Below are 21,509 nucleotides of genomic sequence, written 5' to 3'. Positions count from 1 at the left end.
ATAGTTGGAAAATATGAAAAAGAAAGGAAGTAATCATATGAAAAAATTGCTGGCTGCCGGTATCATTGGATTGTTGACTGTTTCCATTGCCTCCCCGTCTTTTGCCGCTGAGAAACAGGCTGATACAAATGTAGCTGTTTTGTTTGACGGAAGCGGAAGTATGGTTCAAAAAACAGGAGGAGAGCGCAAAATAGACATTGCCAAAAAATCAGTAAAATCTTTTGCCGAACTTCTTCCGAAGGATACAAATCTTATGCTTCGCGTTTTCGGGCATGCAGGGAATAATAAACTGTCCGGTAAAGCCCTTTCATGCAGTACGACGGAAACCATTTACGGCCTTCATCCATATGAAGGGTCTCTGTTTGACAATTCATTGAGTGAGCTCATGCCGACTGGATGGACACCGATTGCCAAAGCACTTGCAGACACAAGAAAAGAATTTGAAGCATTTGACGCAGACGGGAAAAACGTGGTGTATTTAATCACTGACGGTGAAGAAACGTGCGGCGGAGACCCTGCGGCAGAAATCGAAAAGCTCCGTGCATCAAATGTGGATACGATTGTAAACATCATTGGCTTCAACTTTGATGTCAAGGGTAATGAAGAGATGAAACAAGCAGCTGTCGCTGGCGGCGGAGAATATATTTCAGCGAACAGTGCGGATGAGTTCGAACAGGCTTGGGAAAAAGAAGCACAAAAATTTACTGAGTAAGGAACCTAAAGATCAGGCGCTCTCCCAGGCGCCTTTTTTTATTGGTTTAAAAACAGTTTGGGCGGGAATGATACCCTAAAAAGGGGTTGAACATATGAAATTATTCGGAATGATTTTTCTTATAGCCACCGTTGCATTCATATTGCTTGGTGTTCTTCTAAAACTGGCAGCCTTCTTTTTTGTCAGCATTCTCACCTTGATCGCAGCTATTGTGCTGTTTACGGTTCTGAAAAAGAATCAGCATAATCAAACATAGAGTCCTTTATACAGAGGTGTCTCAGCGTGTCGACAAACCCCGCGTTCGTTGTCAATGCACATTGGTGCTCACGTGTTATAAAAGGAACGGCGGCTAAATGCTTAGGCGTCCTGCCTAAACACCGCCGTCATCACATCCTGTAAAAGCCCTTTATATAGAGGGCTCTTTTTGTGTCTCAGAATTCGACAAAATCCGAGGAGTGTGAAAAAATATAAAGGCAGGAACATTGCGGAGGGGAAGAGACATTGAACGATAAAGTAACTGCGGTCAGGGATGTATGGCGCTATGAACAAGGGGAAATAAGCAAAGTAGAAGACCGGATGGTGACGGAATTCCCTTTGACAGTGATACTGAATGGCAGTGAATTTGTGACGCTCGTTTGTACGCCTGAGCATATCGAAGAGCTTGTCATCGGATTTCTCGCATCAGAGGGTGTTATACGATTTCAAAAAGAAATTAAAAGGTTTACAATAGATGAAAGTCTCGGTTTTGTATATGTCGACCTCGTTCACCCTGAGACATTGGATCAAAAGGATTATACGAAACGGGTGATCGGCTCATGCTGCGGAAAGGGCCGTCATTTTTATTTTCAGCAGGATGTCAAAACAGCCAAGACGGCTGTCAGCCAAATCAAGATATCGCCTGAGGCATGTCTGGCGCTTATGAAAGACATGCAGCAAGGGAGCGGGACGTTTCAGGATACGGGAGGCGTCCATAATGCGGCGCTTTGCGACACAGAGAAGCTTCTGTTGATGCGCACAGATATCGGTCGGCACAACGCACTTGATAAACTATACGGACACTGCCTTCTAAACGGGATGTCCGTACGCGACAAACTGATTGTGTTCAGCGGCAGAATCTCATCAGAGGTCCTGTTAAAAGCGGCCAAAATCGGCGTGTCGATTGTCATTTCCAAATCGGCCCCGACGGAGCTTGCGATTCAAATGGCTGAAGAATTGAATATCACAGCGATTGGATTTGTCAGAAACGGATCATTTAATGTATATACACACCCTGAGAGAATCAGGGAGTAGGAAGGGGCTGTAGCTATGATTACAGAGTCGCGTCAGATGTTGGATAAAAGAAACAGACCGCTGAGAGACCTTCGCATTTCTGTTACAGACCGCTGCAACTTCCGATGCACGTACTGTATGCCCGCCGAATTATTCGGCCCGGATTATCCTTTTTTAAAGAAAGAGGAGCTGCTTTCATTTGAGGAGCTGGAACGGCTTGCGACATTGTTTGTCACAAGATTTGGCGTTGAAAAAATCCGCTTGACCGGCGGAGAGCCCCTCATGAGAAAGGATATGCCGGAATTAATCAAAAAACTGGCCCGCATACCGGGTATTCGTGACATCGCGATGACGACAAACGGATCACTGCTGCCTGTTTATGCTAAGAGGCTCAAGGAGGCTGGGCTGAAAAGGGTTACGATCAGCCTTGATTCTTTAGAAGACGAGCGTTTTAAGAAGATAAACGGGCGCGGTGTTTCTGTCAGCAAGGTGCTGGAAGGCATTGAAGCGGCGAAGCAAGCGGGGCTCGGTGTTAAAATCAATATGGTCGTTCAAAAGGGCGTCAATGAAAAAGATATACTGCCTATGGCCCGTTATTTTAAAGAAAAAGGGCATATCCTGAGATTCATTGAATTTATGGACGTAGGCAACACCAACCAATGGGAAAAGAAAGACGTCATGACAAAGGCGGAAATCATAGATTTGATCAATAAACACATGCCGGTTGAGCCGATAGCGCCTAATTATATAGGCGAAGTGGCTTCCAGATTCCGCTACTTGGACGGCTCCGGAGAAATTGGCGTCATATCATCTGTATCTGATGCATTCTGCGGATCTTGCAACAGAGCCCGTCTTTCTGCGAGAGGAGAGCTGTTTACCTGCTTATTCGCTTCAAGCGGATTTGACCTCAGAGCTCCGGTTCGCCAGGAATTAAGTGATGACGAACTATCAGAAATGATCGGGACAGTATGGAAAAATCGGATCGATCAGTATTCAGTCGATCGTACGCTATCAAAAGCATCTGGCAAAAAGAAAGTGGAAATGTCTTATATTGGCGGTTAATTTGAAGTCAAAAGCTTATCGGCACTGTCCGGTAAGCTTTTTTATTAGAATCCGAGTGCAAAAAATACGTAGAAAAACCGAAATATATAAGGATAGGCATAAAGAAGGAATCATTGTAAGAAAATTTAATTCCAAAGCCATACATTATGATAAAATATAACCAATTAGAAAATAGAAAGGGTTGGAGGGGCATGGCCGCGTACGAGATCCCGTCATCTCAAGTAGGAGTGAAAATCAATAAGTGGTATAAGCACATTTTAGCATTTCAAGTGGCTGATGCCGTAAAACTGAAAGAAGAAATTGATCTAGATATCGAACAGATGGAAGAGGATCAGCTGCTTCTCCTGTATTATCAGCTGATCAGCTACCGGCACCAAATTATGCTGGATTATGTAAAGCCTGACCTGCACGAGGAATCTCAGCTTCAATATCGTGAATTGATCAAAACGCTGGAAAGCAATCAGGACAGCATCTCCGGATTATCTGAGTATTATTTTCACTTGTTTAGAGGAATGTACGAATTTGAACAGAACAATTACATCTCGGCTATATCCTTTTATCGGAAAGCTGAGAAGATGCTTGCGTTTGTAGAAGATGAAATTGAAAGAGCGGAATTTCATTTTAAAGTGGCGGAAGTCTTTTATATTATGAAGCAGACGCACTTTTCCATGAACCATGCCGTACAGGCGCTGGAGACGTATAAGGCTCACGATTTTTACAGAGTCAGAAGAATTCAATGCCATTTCGTCATATCAGGAAACTACATTGACTACAGAAATTATGAAAAAGCGCTTGAACATTTAGATGACGCGTATCGCCTTGCTTTATTGGAAGGACAGCCCCGTTTGATCGGATCAGCCCTTTATAATATTGGTAATTGCTATGATGACAAGGGGGAGCTGGATCAGGCCGCCGAATACTTTGAAAAAGCGCTTCCTGTCTTCGAGGATTATCAGCTGGAACAGCTTCCAAAAGCGCTCTTCAGCCTGACTCGCGTTCTTTTCAAAAAACAAGATAGCGAAGCCGCGATACGGTACTATGAAAAAGGGATTGCCATTGCCCAAAAACGAAACGACTTCTTCAGTCTGGCAAAATATAAATTTCTGCAGGCATTATATGTGGAATCTGTCAATTTGAATATGATTCAAGAAGTATTTGATTATATGGAAGAAAAGGGTCTGTATGTATATATTGAAGAATTTGCTTTAGATGCTGCCTCTTATTTCAGTCATCGCGAACAATATAAAGAAGCGGTGTATTTTTATGAAAAAGCGGTCAGCATGAGAGAGATGATTCAAAGGAACGATTGTTTATATGAAGTATGAGACAAAACCATCTGCTGGCAGATGGTTTTTTTTTATGCAAAAAAAGGGGAGCATCGGAACGTTTATTTCCGGGGAGAACAGGAAAAATCGCTACAGCACTGTTTTTTGAACAAAAGCCGTTTTGGGATGCAGATATGCATGTGAGGGGGAATTCAATGTTTGGTTTTAATGATATGGTGAAGTTTCTGTGGTCTTTCCTCATTGTTCTGCCGCTTGTACAGATTATACATGTTTCAGGGCACAGCTTTATGGCTTTTATTTTTGGCGGAAAGGGATCGTTGGATATAGGCATGGGAAAAACGCTGCTTAAAATTGGACCCATACGGTTCAGAACGATTTATTTTATCGATTCTTTTTGCCGGTACGGGGAGTTGAAAATTGACAATCGATTCTCAAATGCACTCGTGTATGCAGGGGGCTGCTTGTTTAACCTCATCACGATTTTTGCAATCAATCTGCTGATTATACACAGTGTATTAAAGCCGAATGTGTTTTTCTATCAGTTTGTCTATTTTTCTACGTATTATGTGTTTTTTGCCCTGCTGCCGGTCCGATATTCGGAGAAAAAGTCATCAGACGGGCTGGCGATATACAAGGTGCTCCGTTACGGAGAGCGCTACGAAATCGATAAATAACATTAGAATGTTTATTGCCTCTCAGATCGGGAAGTTAACAAGTACACACATAATTGAGAGGGGAGAATTAACATGGGTAACGATAGTGTAAAAGACAAAATGAAGGGCGGCTTCAATAAAGCCAAAGGAGAAGTGAAGGATAAAGTCGGAGATATGGCTGACAGAACGGACATGCAGGCTGAAGGCAAAAAAGATAAGGCAAAAGGCGAAATCCAAAAGGATATCGGGAAAGCCAAGGATAAATTTTCAGATAAAGATTAATCGTACGGAAGAGGCAGGAAACGAAATGTTTCTTGTCTTTTTTTTTTCGCTTTTTCTGATGTGAATAAATATAACAAAAAAAGAAGCTGATTTGGTCAAGGTAACTAAATTTTTTAAATATTCTTTGAATTAATAGGCCTCTTCTATATAATGATGACATAAGTTGTAAACTTTTATAACATCATTTGAAGAAATCAAACAAAGGGGTTTTGATGACGGAATGTACTGCACCGAAGAAAGTGTCGGAAGCCACGGGAGTGCGAGAAAACAGTTGATATCGACACAAGCGGGGATTCAGTGAAGGCCGGAATTCTTCACTCATTAAGAGGAACGGTGGCGATCAGCGAAGTGACCGTCCATGATGCGGAGTTAATGGCAATAGTCGGGTTCTCGGTATCGTGGAGGTCGGCGCCTCAGACTGGCCTCCATGCCATGCTTCCGGTTGCGGAGCAAAACAACGGGCTGCCATCAGGAATGTAACGTCTGGTTATGATCAATCGATGGTTTTGCACAGCCTTAGCTTCGCCCGGGGCAGATTGTCGCTGTATTAGGCCGACTCCGGCTAAACAGAGGGGGCTATTTGTTTTAATCAAACGTTTGTTCAAAACGAAAAGGCGGTCAACAGCAGCAGCTTGCAATCACCAGAGCGCTGATGGTAAATCTGAAAAATATTTTACTTAATAAACAATTGGAAGGAATTCAGATTTTAATTGTCGAACTAGTCAGACAAGTTATTATAGAAATTTCCAGAAAAAAAGACATTTGTTATCTTAGTCGAGCGCAGTCTGGAAAACGCGTTAATCTGATCTTTCCGTGATCGACAGGGGAACGGTTGTTGACCATGGCAAGGCTGATGAAGAAACGGCATGCCGCTTTGAAAGGCATCTTACCGTATGACCCCCATTCTCGAAGAAAGGGAGGTGATGTCCCGCCTGACTGTTCCGCAAATTCGTAGTAGCCGCATCTGCTTTATATGACAAAAGAAGGAGGACTACAGATGAAACTGACACCAGTTGAACAAGAGAAATTGCTCATTTTTGCAGCGGGGGAATTAGCCAAACAGCGAAAGGCGCGGGGCGTTCTGCTGAACTATCCTGAGGCTGCTGCTTATATCACCTGCTTTATTATGGAAGGCGCACGTGATGGGAAGGGAGTAGCAGAGCTGATGGAAGCCGGCCGCCATGTATTAACGGAAAAAGATGTGATGGAGGGTGTGCCTGAGATGCTGGACAGCATTCAGGTGGAGGCCACATTTCCGGATGGTGTAAAGCTTGTTACGGTACATCAGCCAATTTCTGCGGAGGTGAAGTCATGAAGCCGGGAGCATTTCAAATTGCTGAGGGAACCATTACGATTAATGAAGGCCGTGAGATACGGGAGGTAACGGTAAAAAACACCGGATCACGCTCCATTCAAGTCGGTTCGCATTTTCATTTTGCGGAGGCCAACGGGGCTTTATTATTTGACCGTGAGCTGGCGATCGGCATGCGTCTTGATGTTCCATCAGGCACGTCGGTCCGTTTTGAGCCGGGAGAGCAGAAAACGGTCTCACTAGTGGAAATCAGAGGACGCAAGACAATTAGAGGGCTGAACGGAATGGCCGACACGTTTATCGATGAACGCGGCAAAGAAAAAACGTTGGCCAACTTAAAACAAGCCGGCTGGATGGAGGGTGTAATCCGATGAAAATGTCACGGGAGGAATATGCGGAACTGTTTGGCCCGACAACGGGCGATAAAATCAGATTGGGCGACACGGATTTATGGATCGAAGTCGAAAAGGATTTCACAGTATACGGTGAAGAAATGATCTTTGGCGGCGGAAAAACTATCCGAGACGGCATGGGCCAAAACGGCAGAATCACAGGGAAGGACGGCGCTTTGGATTTGGTTATCACCAACGTCGTGCTATTGGATTACACAGGCATTGTCAAAGCGGATGTCGGTGTGAAAGACGGCCGGATTGTCGGTGTCGGAAAAAGCGGAAATCCTGATATCATGGATGGAGTCGATCCGCACATGGTCATCGGAGCGGGGACAGAGGTGATTTCCGGTGAAGGCAAAATTTTAACAGCCGGGGGAGTGGACACGCACATTCATTTTATTTGTCCTCAGCAGATGGAAGTTGCGCTTTCTTCAGGTGTGACGACCCTTTTGGGAGGCGGAACAGGACCCGCTACAGGAAGCAAAGCGACAACATGTACGTCCGGGGCGTGGTATATGGCGAGGATGCTGGAAGCGGCCGAGGAGTTTCCGATCAATGTCGGCTTCTTAGGAAAAGGGAATGCATCCGATAAAGCGCCGCTGATCGAGCAGGTGGAAGCAGGCGCCATCGGTCTTAAGCTCCATGAAGACTGGGGAACGACGCCAAGCGCCATTAAAACGTGTATGGAAGTCGTGGACGAGGCTGATATTCAAGTTGCCATCCATACCGATACGATTAACGAAGCGGGCTTTTTGGAAAACACGCTCGACGCGATCGGGGACCGGGTTATTCATACTTATCACATTGAAGGGGCAGGCGGCGGTCACGCTCCGGATATTATGAAGCTCGCCTCTTACGCGAACATTCTGCCGTCATCTACAACGCCAACCATTCCTTATACCGTTAATACGATGGATGAGCATCTTGACATGATGATGGTCTGCCACCATTTAGATGCGAAAGTGCCTGAAGATGTGGCATTCAGCCATTCCAGAATCAGGGCGGCGACGATTGCCGCGGAGGATATTCTCCATGATATAGGTGCGATCAGCATGACATCATCGGATTCCCAAGCGATGGGGCGGGTCGGTGAAGTGATCATCCGAACATGGCAGGTAGCCGATAAAATGAAAAAACAGCGCGGCGCTCTTGCCGGTGAAAACGGGAATGACAATGTGCGCGCAAAACGGTACATTGCCAAATACACGATTAATCCGGCAATTACGCACGGGCTCAGCCATGAGGTCGGCTCGGTGGAAAAAGGGAAGCTTGCTGATCTCGTTCTGTGGGACCCGGTATTTTTCGGCGTGAAACCGGAACTGGTCTTAAAGGGCGGCATGATTGCACGTGCGCAAATGGGAGATCCGAACGCGTCCATCCCGACTCCTGAACCGGTTTTCATGCGCCAAATGTATGCGTCTTACGGAAAAGCCAACCGCTCAACCTCGATTACATTTATGTCTCAGGCAAGCATAGAGCGTGGTGTGGCGGAAAGCTTAGGGCTGGAAAAAAGGATTTCTCCAGTCAAAAATATCAGAAAGCTGAGCAAGCTGGATATGAAGCTGAATTCGGCTTTGCCGAAGATTGAGATTGATCCAAAAACCTATCAGGTCTTTGCTGACGGGGAGGAATTGTCTTGCCAGCCTGTCGATTATGTCCCACTTGGACAAAGATATTTCTTATTTTGATAAGACGCGGCCGGAGTGCATCCGGCCGTTCTATTGACTAAAAACGGTGCACAAAACCCATGTATTTAGTGTATATTAGATGTTGACAAACGAATCAAATGTAACTATTATAGTTACAACGGTGGTGAAAAAACATGATTAACAGCCGTCTTGCTGTTGCCATTCATATTTTATCCCTCATCTCGATGGATGAAAAAACATCTTCAGAAATCATTGCAGACAGTGTCAACACGAATCCGGTAGTTGTGCGAAGAATGATCAGCCTGCTGAAAAAAGCTGATATTCTCACATCACGCGCCGGGGTGCCGGGTGCAAGCCTCAAAAAAGATCCTGCTGATATTTCTCTTTTAGAAGTGTACCGGGCTGTCCAAAAGCAAGAAGAACTCTTTGCGGTTCATGAAAACCCGAATCCGAAATGTCCGGTAGGGAAAAAAATTCAGAACGCTCTGGATGAAACGTTTGAAAGTGTGCAAAGAGCGATGGAAAATGAACTGGCAAGCAAGTCATTAAAAGATGTTATGAATCATCTCTTTTAATCAAAAGGGATGACTTCTCACCGCTAACATGTAACTAAAATTGTTACAAATAAGGAGGAAATGAAAAATGAAAATTGGTATTATAGGCGCAAGCGGGAAAGCGGGAAACGAGATTTTGAAAGAAGCGAAAAAAAGAGGCCATGAAGTGACAGCCATCGTCAGAAACGCTTCAAAAGTGCAGGAGCAAGACGTAGCGATTTTGGAAAAAGATGTGTTTGAACTGACTGCGGAAGACATCAAGCCTTTCGACGCGGTCGTAAACGCTTTTGGAGCAGCACCCGGCCAAGAACATCTTCATGTTGAAGCAGGAAGAGCACTCATCAGCATTTTAAAGGACGCGAAGCACACAAGATTGCTTGTTGTTGGCGGAGCGGGAAGCCTGTTTGTTGATGAAGCCAAAACAACCCGTTTAATGGATACGCCGGAATTTCCGAAAGAATATTTGCCAACTGCATCAAATCAAGGCGAGAACCTGAAAGATTTGCAGCAGACAGACTCCATTTCCTGGACGTTCCTCAGTCCTGCGGCATTTTTTGATCCAGCAGGAAAACGGACTGGCTCTTACCAAAAAGGAAAAGACAATGTCATCGTAAATGCAAAAGGAGACAGCTATATCAGCTATGCAGATTATGCCATTGCCGTGTTGGACGAGCTTGAACATCCCGAACACAAAAATGAACGCTTCACAGTGGTAAGCGAAGCGGAATAATAAAAAACCCGGAGCCAGCTCCGGGTTTTTCTCATTAATAAGTGCTGTACGTATCGCTGAAAAGGCCGTCAGCAATCCCAAGCATTAAAAAGATGAAGAAGGCGATAATCGCAAGAATGGATACAGCAATGCTTACGATCAAATAAATCCCTTGCATCTTTACGAATTTCGCGTAATTCTCCAGCATTAAGTCTTCAGACTGTCCGCTATTGTGTTCAGCCATTTGGCCTGCTTCCCTAGCTGACCTCATCAAAAAGATACCGGAAATAATTTGCAGTACGCCTGGCACGGCACCGATTAGAAAAAAGAACGCGCCTGAAAGCGCGGTAATTGCGCCCATAATAATAAATAAAATGCCTGTAGCTTTTCCCCATTTCGAAATGCTGATGAGGGTTTTGTTCATTGTTTCAGGATTCATGTATACTGGCTCCCCTTTACAAAAAAATACTCACTTTTCTTTTATACACTATTTGTGAGAAGTTTTGTATATAGAAAATAACATTTTGGGGATTGACCCTAACGTTGCGTGATTGTTTACGATAAAAAAGAGGAGGTGTTATGTATGAAATATCAAGTTAAACAAGTGGCGGAGATATCAGGCGTTAGCATTCGGACGCTTCATCACTATGACAATATTGGGCTTCTGAATCCTTCAGCGCTTACTGATGCTGGGTATCGTTTGTACAGTGACGCAGACCTGGAAAGACTGCAGCAGATTTTATTTTTCAAGGAAATCGGGTTTCGTCTGGATGAGATTAAGGAGATGCTGGATCATCCGAATTTTGACCGGAAAGCGGCACTTCAGTCGCAAAAGGAGATATTGATGAAGAAAAAACAAAGAATGGATGAGATGATTCAAACAATTGACAGGACGCTTTTGTCCGTTGATGGAGGGGAAACGATGAATAAGAGGGATTTATTTGCCGGATTAAGCATGAAAGACATTGAAGAGCACCAGCAGACATACGCTGATGAAGTCAGAAAGCTGTATGGAAAGGAAATCGCAGAAGAAACAGAGAAAAGGACATCTGCATACTCGGCAGATGATTGGCGCACGATCATGGCTGAATTTGATTCGATTTACAGACGAATTGCGGCGCGAATGAAGCATGGGCCCGATGATGCAGAGGTTCAGGCCGCAGTGGGGGCATTTCGCGATCATATTTGCCAATATCATTACGATTGCACACTCGACATTTTCAGAGGACTCGGGGAAGTGTATATCACTGACGAGCGATTTACCGATTCAATCAATCAATATGGAGAAGGTCTTGCCGCTTTTTTGCGGGAGGCGATCATCATTTACTGTGACCATCAGGAAAAACCCCAGCCGTAAAGGCTGGGGGTTTTCACATCTTATAAGATCGGCGACAACAGCCGCGAGACGGATTCTTTTATTCGAATCCACAACGGGCGCTGCAGATACTCCTCATAGGTGAATTTTCTGGATACTAGCAAATCTTCTTTAAAAGTTGAAACCAGTTTTTTAGCAATGGTGATATCGTAAATAAATGCATTAACCTCAAAATTCAGCCTGAAGCTTCGGACATCAATGTTCGCTGTGCCGACTGAAGCGATTTCGTCATCCACCACGATGGTTTTCGCGTGAATAAAGCCGTTATCGTAAATATAGACAGTGGCTCCGGCTTTCAGCAGATCGCCGATATACGAAAGTGTCGCCCAGTATACAAAGGCGTGATCGGGCTTGTTCGGAATCATAATGTTAACGTCAATGCCCGAAAGGCAAGCGATCCTTAAAGCATCCAGCAGGCTTGCATCTGGGATAAAATAAGGTGTTTGTATCAAAATGGAACGCTTGGCGTTTGAAATCATTTTGATGTAGCCATTTTTAATTTGTTCCCATTCCGAATCAGGGCCGCTTGTGACAATCTGCATCCCGACGTTGCCTTTTGGGCCGTAATCAGGAAAGTGATTTGGAATATATGTCAGCGTATGGTGATGAGAAGCTTGGTTCCAGTCAAGGATGAACCGTGTTTGGATGGCGTGCACGGCCGTTCCTTGCAGCCGGATATGCGTATCCCGCCAATAACCGAATTTTGGATTAAGCCCTAGATACTCATCTCCGACGTTAAAGCCTCCGACATAACCGGTCATACCGTCTATGATCACAAGCTTTCGATGGTTCCGGTAATTCAGCCGCAGGTTAATCGGCCTGAGCTTTGAAGGGAAAAAGACCTCCACATGCCCGCCAGCCTCGCGAAGCTCTTTAAAAAACTTTTTTCTCAGCGTTCTGGACCCGAGTTCATCATAAAGCACTCTGACCTGAACACCTTCTTTCGCCTTTTGGATGAGAGCGTCCCGCAATTTTTTGCCTAATTCATCGCCTTTATAAATATAATACTGTAAATGGATATGATCCTTAGCCTTTGAAATGTCACTCAGCAGCCGCTGAAATTTATCCCGTCCATCTGTAATGACGTCAACTGAATTATCCTCTGTAAACACAGCATGGTTATTCATAATCAGCATATAAATTAAATCTTTGTTATCAAAGGTTGCCCGGTTGTTAAACTGAAATTGCTTGGTTTCTAAATCTTCAAGCTGATGCTTCAGCAGCCTTTCAATTCCAATCTTTTTCCGGTCTTCCCATTGAAACAAATGCTTGCGTCTGAGATTATGGCCGAATAATAAGTATAAAATAAAGCCTAAAACGGGAATAAAGAAAAGAACAAGCAGCCACGCCCAAGATGCACTGGCATCGCGCCGTTCTTTGAAGATGACAATGATGGCCAAAAGAATATTTAAAATGAAAAAAAGTGATAAAAGGATGGAAGAAATACTCACTTTGTAACCCCGCTCATTCATATTTATCAAGAAGATTGCCATTAGTATTCCATGAATAACAGTGATCTGATTCCCATTACAAATTATAACACTCACATTTTAAAAGAATAAAGAGCGGCGATCCAGATTCTTCGTGAAAAATACGGGCAGATTTCTTTAAAACCAGCTTGCACCTGCGTTAAAATAAACACATATGATAACGTTCGTGAAGCTTGAAACATCAAATAAAGGGGGAGGATTATATGAACTTTTACAGAGTCGAACAAATGCCGGGGTTCATCAAAACAGAAATGCAAAAAATTCAAAAGGCCGTACAGCCTTTCATGAAAAAAACCGTCATTTACCGTTTTCTTGCTATTCCGCTTGCTGCATTCTCTCTCTTTAATTTAGCTGCTTTTCTATTTCATGCTTCAGCTGACAGGGAGTCCCTGATCAGCGCAGGCATATTCGCCCTTTTGGCGGCGCTCGGGCTCGCATTTTTTAAAGAGGCAGGCTATCAGCATAAACAAATCCAAAAAACGGTTCACATCTATATGCTGAACAGGATCAAAAAGAGCGAAATCCTTTCAGAAGAGCGGAAAAGCTCTTACGCACGACAAATAAAGGAAGAGCCTTTTGCGATGCGGAGTTTTGTTGAATTTTTGACTGAGGAAGACAGACGCAAAAAAATGTATTAAAGAAGAGCTGCACCCGGATTGTTGAGATTTTCCAGACGATCCGGGTGTGTTTTTTTGCATGCAGACACCCGAAATAAAAAGTGCGGTTTCGGATTGATTCGGACTTCATCCGTTTTTTTGATATTCATTTCTGGGTAACAGCGTTGCTTTGTTGATTTCCTTTACTAGAGATGTCTATTGTATGCTTGCTTCAGGATTTGGTGTTTACGCCGGCCTGCTTTGAATAGTCAAATAAAATAGGCATGGTTCCGTTTATATGGAACTCATGCCCTGTCCTGTCTCATCATTATTCAAACACCGGATCATCCTCATAATAATAGGAATCCGGATCTTCATACGAAGGCGTGTTCTCAAAAGCAGCAATGCCGATTACCACCAGCACGAAAATGGCTACAATGATCCCGATCAGGACAGTAACGATACTGGATGCCGCATAAAACAGCTGCATTTTTATAAATGTTCCGTAATTTTCAAGCATGCTTTCGCCAGCGCTGCCGGCTAGATTTCCTTCGGCTTCTGCGGCTGCTTTTGCTGAGCGCATCAAAAATACGCCTGAAATAATGAGCAGTACGCCCGGGATGGCGCCAATCACTGTCATCAAGGCGGTCAGAGTGACCAGCGATCCCATAATGATTAACAAGATGCCAGAAATTTTTCCCCACTTGGCAATGTCGGATAGCGACTTGACAGCGGAGGCGCTCAGCTGGCGGGTCTCCTGTTCAACAGGTGCAGTCTCCTGTTCAGCGAGGCTATTTTCTTCATTATGATGTTCAATTTCGTTTTCATCTTTATCCAGACTAATCATGAAAGCTCTCTCCCTAAAATTTTTAAATCGTATCTTTTCCCGTCCATTTCGGCGATGCCGGGGAATAATCCCCATTCTGCAAACCCGTGCTTTTCAAACAGCTTCAGGCTTGGTTTATTATGCCCGAAAATGAAGGCCATAAGTGAGCGGATGCCAAGATTCGGGGCAATGCGGAGCGCTTCTTGAAGCAAATATGATCCAACACCTTTGCCGCGGCATGCTTCGTCAATGTATATGCTGACCTCCGCTGTTTTATTATAGGCTGGCCTTCCATAAAATGTTTCAAAGCTGATCCAGGCAGCGACGTTTCCGTTTTCGTCCTCGGCCACATAGAGCGGGCGTGACTCTGTATGTCCCAAAAACCATTCCATCCGGTCTTCAGGAGTTACCGGTTCGGTATCGGCTGTTACCATTCGAGAAGCAATCGTTGAATTATAAATCGCCACAACAGCCTCCAAGTCTTTATGTTCAGCAAGACGCAATGTCATGTTCATATGTTTTTGGCACTCCTCTCAAAAAAATACATATTTTCGTTCAGTCTGTGCAAACTACATCTAAAAAAGTTTTTTTGGATAGGTTGTATATATTTTCAGAAAAGTGTTCAGAATGTTGCTGAGGTGATGAAACAATGAGAGAGGAAGAAAAGAAAACTTCTCAAGTCAAAAAACTTCAGCAGTTTTTTCGTAAACGCTGGGTGTTCCCTGCAATTTACTTAGTCAGTGCGGCCGTCATTTTAACAGCTGTCCTTTGGTATCAATCAGTATCAAATGATGAGGTAAAGGATCAGTTGGCTGATAACGGCGGAAACTCCGCATATGACAACAACGACGATGCAGTTGAAGTAGGAAAGTCAATGGAAAATGTCGCAATGCCGGTTGTTGATTCTGAAAACGTTTCTGTTGTGAAAAAGTTCTATGAAACCGATGCCGCAAAAGAAGAGAAAGAAGCAGCACTCGTTACCTATAATAACACGTACAGCCTAAGCAAAGGAATTGACTTAGCTGAGAAAGACGGAAAAGATTTCGATGTCTCTGCTTCTCTGAGCGGTACGGTTGTTAAAGCTGAAAAAGATCCAGTGCTGGGATATGTTGTGGAAGTAGAACATGCCGACGGTTTATCGACTGTGTATCAATCTCTTTCCGAAGTAAGCGTTGAGCAAGGTGACAAAGTAAAACAAAATCAAGTGATCGGAAAATCTGGCAAGAACCTTTACAGTGAAGACAGCGGAAACCACGTGCACTTTGAAATCCGTAAAGATGGGGTCGCAATGAATCCGTTAAACTTTATGGACAAACCAGTTTCTTCTATTGAAAAAGCAGCAGCAGCTGAAGAAAAAGCTACCACCCAAGAAACAGAGGAATCCATTCAGCAATCTTCCGAGAAAAAGGACGGATCAACTGAAAAAGGAACAGAAGAAAAATCCGGTGAGAAAAAGGATGATTCAACTGACAAATCTGGTTCCAAAGAAAGCAGCACAACAGAAGACACTGAACAGTCTTAATGAAGAAAACGTCTATCCTTGTGATGGGCGTTTTTTTCTGTTACTTTTTGCTTTGTTTTACCGTCTATGTAGTTACATGTAGGCACGTACGTTATAAAGGAGGTTATGTCATGAACCGCCTATTGCTCGCAGGCTGGATCTTTTTTATCCTGCTTTCTGTCTGTACGGAAAGCTTCAGCGGCATGGTCGTATCGCAAACGGTGGCTTTTCATTTTCAGCCGCACCCTGATCTGTCTCAATTTTTAGTTATGGATTTTACTGAGCTTACTGTCCCTGAAGCGTTTATTCAAAAAATCGGACACGTGTTTTCCTTCTTTGTGCTGACATATTTGCTATGGAGACAGCGGGGCAGCATAAGATCAGCTGCAGCCGGCTCATTCGCGTTTGCTTTTTTCACAGAAGTTCTTCAGCTCTTCTTCAGCAGGAATGGTTGTATCCGGGATGTGCTCATCGATGCTGTTGGAATTGGATTGTTTTATGGTTTATATGTGTTGGCGAAGCGAAGAAAACAAGAGATGTATGAGAAATATTAAAGCCGGCTGTCTTGGTTAAAGACGCCGGCTTTTGTCTTTCTTAGAAATTTTGATCGGTTGGTTTTTTCGTCAGTTTATTGATAATGGCTTCGTAGATCCTCACGACCAAATCGACGAACGGGCGGAGCAGATCTGAAAATCTAAAGAAAAGGAACCCGATAATGATGGCGACAACGAGGCTGCCCAATACATCTACCGGATAGTGATGTCCCACCCAAATTCTCGAAAAGCCTGTCAAAAGCCCAAAAATGACAAGCGGCCAGCCGATTTTGCGGTTTCTGAAAAGCATCGCAATAGAAATCGCTAATGCACCTGTCGTATGGTCACTTGGAAATGAAGCATCCGCAGCATGCGGAATCAGTGTATGCACTGTATGCGCAACGAACGGGCGCGGTTCGAAATAAACAAGCGTAATCAAATAGTTGATCACAAGGCCTGCAATTCCTGTGATGCCTGCGTATAGCACATGTTTTCTGCTTTGTGTGTTCCCAAACAGCCAGATTGCCAATAGGATAAGGGCATAGGCGACAATGGCATATTCCGTGATGAAGACCATAATGGAATCGAGAACTGAATTGTGATGAGATAGTCCATGGATTGCTTTAAAAATTTCGTAGTTCAAATAATCACCTTTTACATTTTTATATTTAGTAGACTAATCTTACTCATGAAAAGTTTCAAATAAAAATAGAGATTGTCTGAAATAACGGCGCTTGAAGAGAATTCGAAGAGGAATCGCGGTTTCTGGGGGGGATTCTGTGCACAAAAAAAAGAGATCCGGAGTGTCCGAATCTCGTACCGATATTAAAGTGCTTCAGGTCCTTCTTCGCCTGTGCGGATGTTGATCGTATTGCTGATTTCATAGACAAATATTTTACCGTCACCCGGTGATCCCGTTTTCAGCACCCTTTTAGCGGTCTCAGTCACTTGATCAACAGGAACCTTGCTGACCACAATTTCTATTTTTAAACGCTCGTATACATTGCTTTCTATTTTTACCCCTCGATAGAGCTCCGTATGTGCTTTTTGAAGGCCGCAGCCGTGTACATTGGAGAAAGTCAGAGAGGTCACTCCGATTTTTCCGAGTTCCTGCTTCAGCTTTTCAAAATTTGCCGGACGCGTTACAATTTCTACCTTGAACATTTGACCGCTCATAGCGTCACTCCTCACATAGAATCTTGATATGCTTTTTCCCCGTGCATCGTTAAGTCAAGCCCAAGTGACTCTTCTTCTTCAGTTGCGCGAAGGGGAAGGAAGAGGCTTACAATTTTAATAATAACGAAAGTGACAATAAATACAAAAACATAAGTGGCGGCGATGGCGACGATTTGTTTCCAGATTAAGCTTGCATCACCGTAAAATAACCCATCTGCGCCCGCTGAGTTAACAGAGGTTGTTGCGAATAATCCTGTTGCGATTCCGCCCCATGTGCCGCCGATCCCGTGCAGGCCAAAGGCGTCAAGCGCGTCGTCGTATCCGAATTTCTTTTTAAGCGAGAATACTCCCCAGAAACAAACAGCTCCGCCGATGATGCCGATAATAATGGAAGCGAACGGTGTGACAAATCCGGCAGCCGGCGTAATGGCGACAAGCCCGGCGATTGCCCCAGATACCGCTCCGAGCATTGTCGGTTTTTTGTTAATGATCCATTCTACTAAGATCCAGCCGGCGATCCCGGCTGCAGCCGCGGTGTTTGTGTTGATGAACGCGTACATGGCTACACCATCTAAAGTCAAAGCGCTGCCGACGTTAAAGCCGAACCAGCCGAACCAAATCAAAGCTCCTCCTAAGAAGGTGTAAATGAGGTTATGCGGAGAAGACGCTGTACCGTCTTTCCGTTTGCCGAGCACAATGGCAAGAACAAGTCCTGCCACACCGGAGGAAATATGAACAACATTGCCGCCAGCAAAATCGAGCGCTCCAAGCTGGCCGATCCAGCCGCCGCCCCATACCCAGTGCGCTACGGGTGTGTAAACCAAAGAGGCCCATAAAACCGAGAATAAAAGAAAAGCGCCGAATCGCATCCGCTCTGCGAAGGCCCCGGAAATAATCGCTGTAGTCAGAACGGCGAACGTCATTTGGAACATCATAAATAACGAGTGGGGGATGGTATCGCTGTAATCTCCCGGATCAAATCCGACCCCTTTGAGGCCGGCCCACTCCAGCCCGCCGATGATTGAATTGCCTGGTGCGAAGGCAAGTGTATATCCGAACAGCACCCAAACGATGGAAACGATGGCAATGGAAGAGAAACTGTGCATGGCAGTGCTCAGCACATTTTTGCTCTTTACCATTCCTCCATAAAATAACGCTAATCCCGGGGTCATCAGCCACACGAGTAAAGCGCAAAAGAACATAAAAACTGTATCGCCCATTTGCATGTCTCATTCCTCCGTATCTTTCAGAATAAAAAGCAATTATTATATTTCTTCATTATAGAGAAAAAAGAATGATAAAACATTTTCATGTAAGATTTCCTGACATGGTTTTTAAGGAATGTTATCGAGGGACGGAAAGAAAGGAGAACGGCATTTTTTACGATATAAGACTTTGTATCTATAAAAGAAGCTATTCATATGAGCTGAAAAGGGAATTGACATTAATTAGAATACTCTATACTGTATTAAGTGTACTATATCAAATAATACACTGAGGGGGATGTATGATGAAGAAAGGCGGCAGGCTGAGGAAAGCGGTACGCAAGTCGATTCCCGCGACGTTCCGATTGTTTTTAGCCTTTAATTTTTTCGTGTACGGTCTGGCGAAAGTGGTAATTGGCCAGTTTGGCGAGGTGACGCCTGAAATCGAGGCGGCTGCCGGGAAGGGGTTTACGATCGTGTGGACATTTTTCGGTTATTCTCATGTCTATGAACTGTTTATAGGTTTTGGTGAAATCCTGGCAGCTGTTTTATTACTGATTCCGCGAACGGCTGCATTAGGGGCGGTTATTTTTATGCCCATTATTGTGAACATCGTCTTGATTAACTATTATTTTGATATTGGCGTGCAGGATCTTAGCACGATATTAATGGTTATGTGTCTTATCCTGCTTTGGATGGACCGCCGCAAATTCATGGGCATTTTCAGGCAGGAACCGATAGACAGCAGGCAGGTGATGAAGCGATGACGCCCCTTATGATTACAGTGCTTGCCGGTTTGTTCGTATGCACAACCTGTTACTACTACATAAAAGAAAAATCATGAGAAAACGTTCCTTCTGAGAATTTCACAAGCATCATAAAAGAACTTAGGCAGTGTGAAGAGTAAAATATGCAATGTGAGAAACACTAACAGTATCAGGAGGAGACGTATGATGAATACACTCAACATTGATTTTCAAAAAACAGCATTGGTTATCATTGATTTACAAAAGGGGATTGTGCCGATTGATCAAAGCGGCCAGGTTGTCCCGAACGCGAAAAAGCTCGTAGATGAATTTCGGAAACATAACGGGTTCATCAGCTTTGTAAATGTAGCCTTTCATGATGGAGCGGACGCCCTGAAGCCGCAAACGGATGAGCCTGCGCAGGGAGGTTCAGGGGAAATGCCGGCGGACTGGGCCGAATTTGTTCCGGAAATCGGTGTGCAGGATGGCGATTATACTGTGACAAAACGGCAATGGGGTGCTTTTTTTGGCACAGATTTAGACTTGCAGCTGAGACGTCGCGGCATTGATACGATTGTATTGTGCGGCATCGCAACGAATATCGGGGTGGAAAGCACAGCACGGGAGGCATTTCAGCTTGGCTATCAGCAGATTTTTATTACAGATGCCATGTCCACATTTAGCGATGAAGAGCATGAAGCCACACTGCGCTTTATTTTCCCGAGAATCGGTAAATCGCGGACAACGGAAGAGTTTCTGGAACAAGTGAAATGATGTTATCGAAAAAAAGCCGAGCTGTTTTTTTAACAGCTGTGGCTTCGGGAACAATGCTGAATCCGCTGAACTCGTCTATGATCTCTCTTGCGCTCCATAGCATCCAGCATGAGTTTCACCTCTCGTTTACAACGGTTTCCTGGCTGATTTCCTCGTTTTACTTGGCGAGTGCCGTAGCGCAGCCCGTAACGGGAAAGCTCGGTGATTTGATTGGGCGGAAACGCTTGTTTTTATTCGGGCTTATTCTTGTTGCGGTTTCTGCCATCGGGGCGCCGTTTGCGCCGACGTTTATGACATTATTGGTCATGCGGCTGTTTCAATCGGTGGGGAGCAGTGCGATTTATCCGTCAGGTGTCGGCTTGATTCGGAATCATATTCATGAGCGCCAAGCTTCAGCCTTGGCTGTACTCTCTATTTTTGCGTCCGCCATGACGGCGCTGGGGCCGACAGCCGGCGGGTTTTTGATTGTATGGGGAGGCTGGCCGGCGATCTTTATCGTTAATTTGCCGTTTATTATCCTCAGCTTCTTATTGGGCCTGTATATGTTCCCGAAAGATCAGAAAAAAGGGGCAGGAATCAAAACCATTATTCGGCAGCTCGATATTCTTGGAATTGTTTTATTTGCCGGGGGAATCATTTTCCTTCTATCCTTTTTGCTGTCGTTCAGCACGTCGCCGCATGCGGTTGAAGGTGTGCTTGGCTTGCTTCTGCTCTGTGCGTTTGTCTGGCGCGAGCTGAAAACGGATAAGCCGTTTATTGATGTCCGTCTGTTTAAAACACAGCGAAACCTGTCAGCCGTGTATGTTCAGTTTATTTTATTGAATGTTTTCTTCTATTGTTTATTTTTTGGTTTGCCAAGTTACTTTCAGGATGAAATGCATCTTTCTGTTCAAACGAGCGGCCTGTTTATGCTGTTTATGTCTGGAATGAGCATCGTTGTGTCACCTCTAACCGGCAAATGGATCGACCGATCTGGTGTCGTCAAGCCGATCTTTGCGGGAGCGCTTTTGATGACGGCTGGAGCCGTGCTCTTAACCATCTTTTTTATCAATGTCCAGACCATCGGTAAAGGCCTCATTCTGTCGCTCTTGGGTATAGGCTACGGACTGGGCAATGTCGCGCTTCAGGCAGCGATGCTGGAAACGAGTCCTTCCAACATGGTAGGAACGACTTCAGGCCTGTTTCAAACCTGCCGTTACCTAGGATCGATTTTGTCTTCGGTGATCCTTGGCATTCTTTTTGGTGAAGAAATCACGGCAGCCCATTTTGATATGATGGGAATCATTATGATCATAGCGGGCGGAGCAAGCCTGTTAATGGCTGTGAGGTTTGCTGCATTAATGAAAACTGCATCTTGAGAAAGAGACGGGCTCTGAGGTCTGTCTCTTTTTCTTGTTTAAGCTGTTC

Annotated in this window: 29 protein-coding genes; 21 read left to right on the top strand and 8 right to left on the bottom strand. The window is 44.5% G+C overall.

The genetic code is table 11. From position 1 onward, the window contains the following. Positions 1–37 precede the first annotated feature (37 nt). From bslm_RS18050 to bslm_RS17995, 14 genes are all read left to right on the top strand, one after another. Positions 38–712 carry a vWA domain-containing protein gene (locus bslm_RS18050; RefSeq protein WP_038429775.1) on the top strand — a complete coding sequence of 225 codons (675 nt, stop codon included), beginning with the start codon at positions 38–40 and terminating at the stop codon, positions 710–712. Positions 713–806: 94 nt separating this feature from the next. Next, positions 807–968, top strand: coding sequence for a hypothetical protein (locus bslm_RS21135; RefSeq protein WP_003227706.1), 162 nt, complete (start codon positions 807–809; stop codon positions 966–968). Positions 969–1,213: 245 nt separating this feature from the next. Further along, positions 1,214–2,002 carry a formate dehydrogenase accessory sulfurtransferase FdhD gene (gene fdhD / locus bslm_RS18045; protein WP_003227709.1) on the top strand — a complete coding sequence of 263 codons (789 nt, stop codon included), beginning with the start codon at positions 1,214–1,216 and terminating at the stop codon, positions 2,000–2,002. A 15-nt stretch (positions 2,003–2,017) separates the two neighbouring features. Further along, a complete protein-coding gene (gene moaA / locus bslm_RS18040; RefSeq protein WP_003243488.1) occupies positions 2,018–3,043 on the top strand; it encodes a GTP 3',8-cyclase MoaA in 1,026 nt (341 codons plus the stop codon). Between the two features lie 191 nt (positions 3,044–3,234). Then, the gene (gene rapB / locus bslm_RS18035; protein ID WP_003227715.1) at positions 3,235–4,368 is read left to right on the top strand and encodes a response regulator aspartate phosphatase RapB; all 1,134 of its coding nucleotides are present in this window, start codon (positions 3,235–3,237) and stop codon (positions 4,366–4,368) included. Between the two features lie 155 nt (positions 4,369–4,523). After that, a complete protein-coding gene (locus bslm_RS18030) occupies positions 4,524–5,003 on the top strand; it encodes a hypothetical protein (RefSeq protein WP_003244390.1) in 480 nt (159 codons plus the stop codon). 72 nt (positions 5,004–5,075) lie between these two features. Then, the gene (gene csbD, locus bslm_RS18025; protein ID WP_003227718.1) at positions 5,076–5,264 is read left to right on the top strand and encodes a stress response protein CsbD; all 189 of its coding nucleotides are present in this window, start codon (positions 5,076–5,078) and stop codon (positions 5,262–5,264) included. Between the two features lie 297 nt (positions 5,265–5,561). Next, positions 5,562–5,744 (top strand): transporter substrate-binding protein, encoded by a 183-nt coding sequence (locus bslm_RS21890; protein ID WP_003227720.1) that lies wholly within the window; start codon positions 5,562–5,564, stop codon positions 5,742–5,744. Between the two features lie 172 nt (positions 5,745–5,916). Then, positions 5,917–6,081, top strand: a complete 165-nt coding sequence (locus bslm_RS21125; RefSeq protein WP_015649919.1) for a hypothetical protein — start codon at positions 5,917–5,919, stop codon at positions 6,079–6,081. A 180-nt stretch (positions 6,082–6,261) separates the two neighbouring features. Beyond that, entirely contained in the window at positions 6,262–6,579 is a 318-nt protein-coding gene (ureA, locus tag bslm_RS18015) for an urease subunit gamma (protein WP_003227724.1), read from the top strand. Then, positions 6,576–6,950: an urease subunit beta gene (ureB, locus tag bslm_RS18010; protein WP_003227726.1), complete on the top strand. Its 375-nt coding sequence runs from the start codon at positions 6,576–6,578 to the stop codon at positions 6,948–6,950. Before ureA ends, ureB begins: the two co-directional genes overlap by 4 nt. Continuing rightward, positions 6,947–8,656 (top strand): urease subunit alpha, encoded by a 1,710-nt coding sequence (gene ureC / locus bslm_RS18005; RefSeq protein ID WP_003243090.1) that lies wholly within the window; start codon positions 6,947–6,949, stop codon positions 8,654–8,656. The genes ureB and ureC overlap by 4 nt, the downstream gene beginning before the upstream one ends. A gap of 134 nt (positions 8,657–8,790) precedes the next feature. Then, positions 8,791–9,192 carry an Rrf2 family transcriptional regulator gene (locus bslm_RS18000; RefSeq protein ID WP_003227734.1) on the top strand — a complete coding sequence of 134 codons (402 nt, stop codon included), beginning with the start codon at positions 8,791–8,793 and terminating at the stop codon, positions 9,190–9,192. 67 nt (positions 9,193–9,259) lie between these two features. Next, positions 9,260–9,901, top strand: a complete 642-nt coding sequence (locus bslm_RS17995) for an NAD(P)-dependent oxidoreductase (protein WP_003227736.1) — start codon at positions 9,260–9,262, stop codon at positions 9,899–9,901. Positions 9,902–9,935: 34 nt separating this feature from the next. Here the strand turns inward: bslm_RS17995 and bslm_RS17990 are convergent, their stop codons facing one another. After that, entirely contained in the window at positions 9,936–10,319 is a 384-nt protein-coding gene (locus bslm_RS17990; protein ID WP_003227738.1) for a DUF5362 family protein, read from the bottom strand. A 144-nt stretch (positions 10,320–10,463) separates the two neighbouring features. Here bslm_RS17990 and mta point away from each other — a divergent pair, with 144 nt between their 5' ends. Beyond that, positions 10,464–11,237, top strand: a complete 774-nt coding sequence (gene mta, locus bslm_RS17985) for a transcriptional activator Mta (protein WP_046381389.1) — start codon at positions 10,464–10,466, stop codon at positions 11,235–11,237. A 20-nt stretch (positions 11,238–11,257) separates the two neighbouring features. Here mta and cls read toward each other — a convergent pair whose 3' ends face one another. Further along, positions 11,258–12,706, bottom strand: a complete 1,449-nt coding sequence (cls, locus tag bslm_RS17980; protein ID WP_003243311.1) for a cardiolipin synthase — start codon at positions 12,704–12,706, stop codon at positions 11,258–11,260. 242 nt (positions 12,707–12,948) lie between these two features. On the opposite strand from cls, the gene bslm_RS17975 reads away from it, so the two are divergent. Then, the gene (locus bslm_RS17975; protein ID WP_003244359.1) at positions 12,949–13,383 is read left to right on the top strand and encodes a DUF5392 family protein; all 435 of its coding nucleotides are present in this window, start codon (positions 12,949–12,951) and stop codon (positions 13,381–13,383) included. Here the strand turns inward: bslm_RS17975 and bslm_RS21470 are convergent. From bslm_RS21470 to bslm_RS17965, 3 genes are all read right to left on the bottom strand, one after another. Further along, positions 13,380–13,511: a hypothetical protein gene (locus tag bslm_RS21470; protein ID WP_069704036.1), complete on the bottom strand. Its 132-nt coding sequence runs from the start codon at positions 13,509–13,511 to the stop codon at positions 13,380–13,382. The two genes, bslm_RS17975 and bslm_RS21470, sit on opposite strands and share 4 nt — an antisense overlap. 158 nt (positions 13,512–13,669) lie before the next feature. Beyond that, positions 13,670–14,188 (bottom strand): DUF5362 family protein, encoded by a 519-nt coding sequence (locus bslm_RS17970; RefSeq protein ID WP_046381388.1) that lies wholly within the window; start codon positions 14,186–14,188, stop codon positions 13,670–13,672. Then, positions 14,185–14,676 carry a GNAT family N-acetyltransferase gene (locus tag bslm_RS17965; RefSeq protein WP_072692832.1) on the bottom strand — a complete coding sequence of 164 codons (492 nt, stop codon included), beginning with the start codon at positions 14,674–14,676 and terminating at the stop codon, positions 14,185–14,187. The genes bslm_RS17970 and bslm_RS17965 overlap by 4 nt, the downstream gene beginning before the upstream one ends. Before the next feature lie 140 nt (positions 14,677–14,816). Between bslm_RS17965 and spoIIQ the strand changes: the two genes are divergently transcribed. Continuing rightward, entirely contained in the window at positions 14,817–15,689 is an 873-nt protein-coding gene (gene spoIIQ, locus bslm_RS17960; protein WP_046381387.1) for a stage II sporulation protein SpoIIQ, read from the top strand. A 110-nt stretch (positions 15,690–15,799) separates the two neighbouring features. After that, positions 15,800–16,222 (top strand): VanZ family protein, encoded by a 423-nt coding sequence (locus bslm_RS17955; RefSeq protein WP_046160944.1) that lies wholly within the window; start codon positions 15,800–15,802, stop codon positions 16,220–16,222. A gap of 40 nt (positions 16,223–16,262) precedes the next feature. On the opposite strand, the gene bcrC is transcribed toward bslm_RS17955, so the two are convergent. The 3 genes from bcrC to amtB form a co-directional block, all read right to left on the bottom strand. Beyond that, positions 16,263–16,844: an undecaprenyl-diphosphate phosphatase BcrC gene (bcrC, locus tag bslm_RS17950; protein WP_003243362.1), complete on the bottom strand. Its 582-nt coding sequence runs from the start codon at positions 16,842–16,844 to the stop codon at positions 16,263–16,265. A 182-nt stretch (positions 16,845–17,026) separates the two neighbouring features. Continuing rightward, complete coding sequence (locus bslm_RS17945; protein WP_003221829.1) at positions 17,027–17,377, bottom strand: P-II family nitrogen regulator; 351 nt, start codon at positions 17,375–17,377, stop codon at positions 17,027–17,029. Positions 17,378–17,388: 11 nt separating this feature from the next. Beyond that, on the bottom strand, positions 17,389–18,603 hold the full coding sequence (gene amtB, locus bslm_RS17940) for an ammonium transporter AmtB (RefSeq protein ID WP_003227757.1): 1,215 nt from the start codon (positions 18,601–18,603) through the stop codon (positions 17,389–17,391). A gap of 281 nt (positions 18,604–18,884) precedes the next feature. Between amtB and bslm_RS17935 the strand changes: the two genes are divergently transcribed. The 3 genes from bslm_RS17935 to bslm_RS17925 all read left to right on the top strand — a co-directional run bounded on the left by bslm_RS17935 (position 18,885) and on the right by bslm_RS17925 (position 21,460). Further along, positions 18,885–19,349, top strand: a complete 465-nt coding sequence (locus bslm_RS17935) for a hypothetical protein (RefSeq protein WP_082098084.1) — start codon at positions 18,885–18,887, stop codon at positions 19,347–19,349. A gap of 183 nt (positions 19,350–19,532) precedes the next feature. Beyond that, positions 19,533–20,102, top strand: a complete 570-nt coding sequence (locus tag bslm_RS17930) for a hydrolase (protein ID WP_003227761.1) — start codon at positions 19,533–19,535, stop codon at positions 20,100–20,102. Then, positions 20,102–21,460 carry an MFS transporter gene (locus tag bslm_RS17925; protein WP_046381516.1) on the top strand — a complete coding sequence of 453 codons (1,359 nt, stop codon included), beginning with the start codon at positions 20,102–20,104 and terminating at the stop codon, positions 21,458–21,460. The genes bslm_RS17930 and bslm_RS17925 overlap by 1 nt, the downstream gene beginning before the upstream one ends. The last annotated feature ends 49 nt before the right edge of the window (positions 21,461–21,509 follow it).

The sequence above is a fragment of the Bacillus sp. LM 4-2 genome (assembly GCF_000978495.1).
In the GTDB taxonomy this organism is placed as follows: Bacteria; Bacillota; Bacilli; order Bacillales; family Bacillaceae; genus Bacillus; species Bacillus subtilis.
This window is presented reverse-complemented; position numbering and strand designations above follow the sequence as displayed.

Bases quoted from the DNA above. Each gene is read 5' to 3' on its own strand.
- csbD (WP_003227718.1), top strand. From the start codon at position 5,076: ATGGGTAACGATAGTGTAAAAGACAAAATGAAGGGCGGCTTCAATAAA.
- bslm_RS18000 (WP_003227734.1), top strand. From the start codon at position 8,791: ATGATTAACAGCCGTCTTGCTGTTGCCATTCATATTTTATCCCTCATC.
- bslm_RS17990 (WP_003227738.1), bottom strand. From the start codon at position 10,319: ATGAATCCTGAAACAATGAACAAAACCCTCATCAGCATTTCGAAATGG.
- bslm_RS17935 (WP_082098084.1), top strand. From the start codon at position 18,885: ATGATGAAGAAAGGCGGCAGGCTGAGGAAAGCGGTACGCAAGTCGATT.
- bslm_RS21125 (WP_015649919.1), top strand. From the start codon at position 5,917: ATGGTAAATCTGAAAAATATTTTACTTAATAAACAATTGGAAGGAATT.
- spoIIQ (WP_046381387.1), top strand. From the start codon at position 14,817: ATGAGAGAGGAAGAAAAGAAAACTTCTCAAGTCAAAAAACTTCAGCAG.
- bslm_RS17995 (WP_003227736.1), top strand. From the start codon at position 9,260: ATGAAAATTGGTATTATAGGCGCAAGCGGGAAAGCGGGAAACGAGATT.
- mta (WP_046381389.1), top strand. From the start codon at position 10,464: ATGAAATATCAAGTTAAACAAGTGGCGGAGATATCAGGCGTTAGCATT.
- bslm_RS21470 (WP_069704036.1), bottom strand. From the start codon at position 13,511: ATGAATATCAAAAAAACGGATGAAGTCCGAATCAATCCGAAACCGCAC.
- moaA (WP_003243488.1), top strand. From the start codon at position 2,018: ATGATTACAGAGTCGCGTCAGATGTTGGATAAAAGAAACAGACCGCTG.
- bslm_RS17945 (WP_003221829.1), bottom strand. From the start codon at position 17,377: ATGAGCGGTCAAATGTTCAAGGTAGAAATTGTAACGCGTCCGGCAAAT.
- bslm_RS17965 (WP_072692832.1), bottom strand. From the start codon at position 14,676: ATGACATTGCGTCTTGCTGAACATAAAGACTTGGAGGCTGTTGTGGCG.
- bslm_RS18030 (WP_003244390.1), top strand. From the start codon at position 4,524: ATGTTTGGTTTTAATGATATGGTGAAGTTTCTGTGGTCTTTCCTCATT.
- bslm_RS17930 (WP_003227761.1), top strand. From the start codon at position 19,533: ATGATGAATACACTCAACATTGATTTTCAAAAAACAGCATTGGTTATC.
- bslm_RS18050 (WP_038429775.1), top strand. From the start codon at position 38: ATGAAAAAATTGCTGGCTGCCGGTATCATTGGATTGTTGACTGTTTCC.
- bslm_RS17925 (WP_046381516.1), top strand. From the start codon at position 20,102: ATGTTATCGAAAAAAAGCCGAGCTGTTTTTTTAACAGCTGTGGCTTCG.
- ureA (WP_003227724.1), top strand. From the start codon at position 6,262: ATGAAACTGACACCAGTTGAACAAGAGAAATTGCTCATTTTTGCAGCG.
- bslm_RS17975 (WP_003244359.1), top strand. From the start codon at position 12,949: ATGAACTTTTACAGAGTCGAACAAATGCCGGGGTTCATCAAAACAGAA.
- ureC (WP_003243090.1), top strand. From the start codon at position 6,947: ATGAAAATGTCACGGGAGGAATATGCGGAACTGTTTGGCCCGACAACG.
- bslm_RS17970 (WP_046381388.1), bottom strand. From the start codon at position 14,188: ATGATTAGTCTGGATAAAGATGAAAACGAAATTGAACATCATAATGAA.
- amtB (WP_003227757.1), bottom strand. From the start codon at position 18,603: ATGCAAATGGGCGATACAGTTTTTATGTTCTTTTGCGCTTTACTCGTG.
- ureB (WP_003227726.1), top strand. From the start codon at position 6,576: ATGAAGCCGGGAGCATTTCAAATTGCTGAGGGAACCATTACGATTAAT.
- rapB (WP_003227715.1), top strand. From the start codon at position 3,235: ATGGCCGCGTACGAGATCCCGTCATCTCAAGTAGGAGTGAAAATCAAT.
- bslm_RS17955 (WP_046160944.1), top strand. From the start codon at position 15,800: ATGAACCGCCTATTGCTCGCAGGCTGGATCTTTTTTATCCTGCTTTCT.
- bslm_RS21135 (WP_003227706.1), top strand. From the start codon at position 807: ATGAAATTATTCGGAATGATTTTTCTTATAGCCACCGTTGCATTCATA.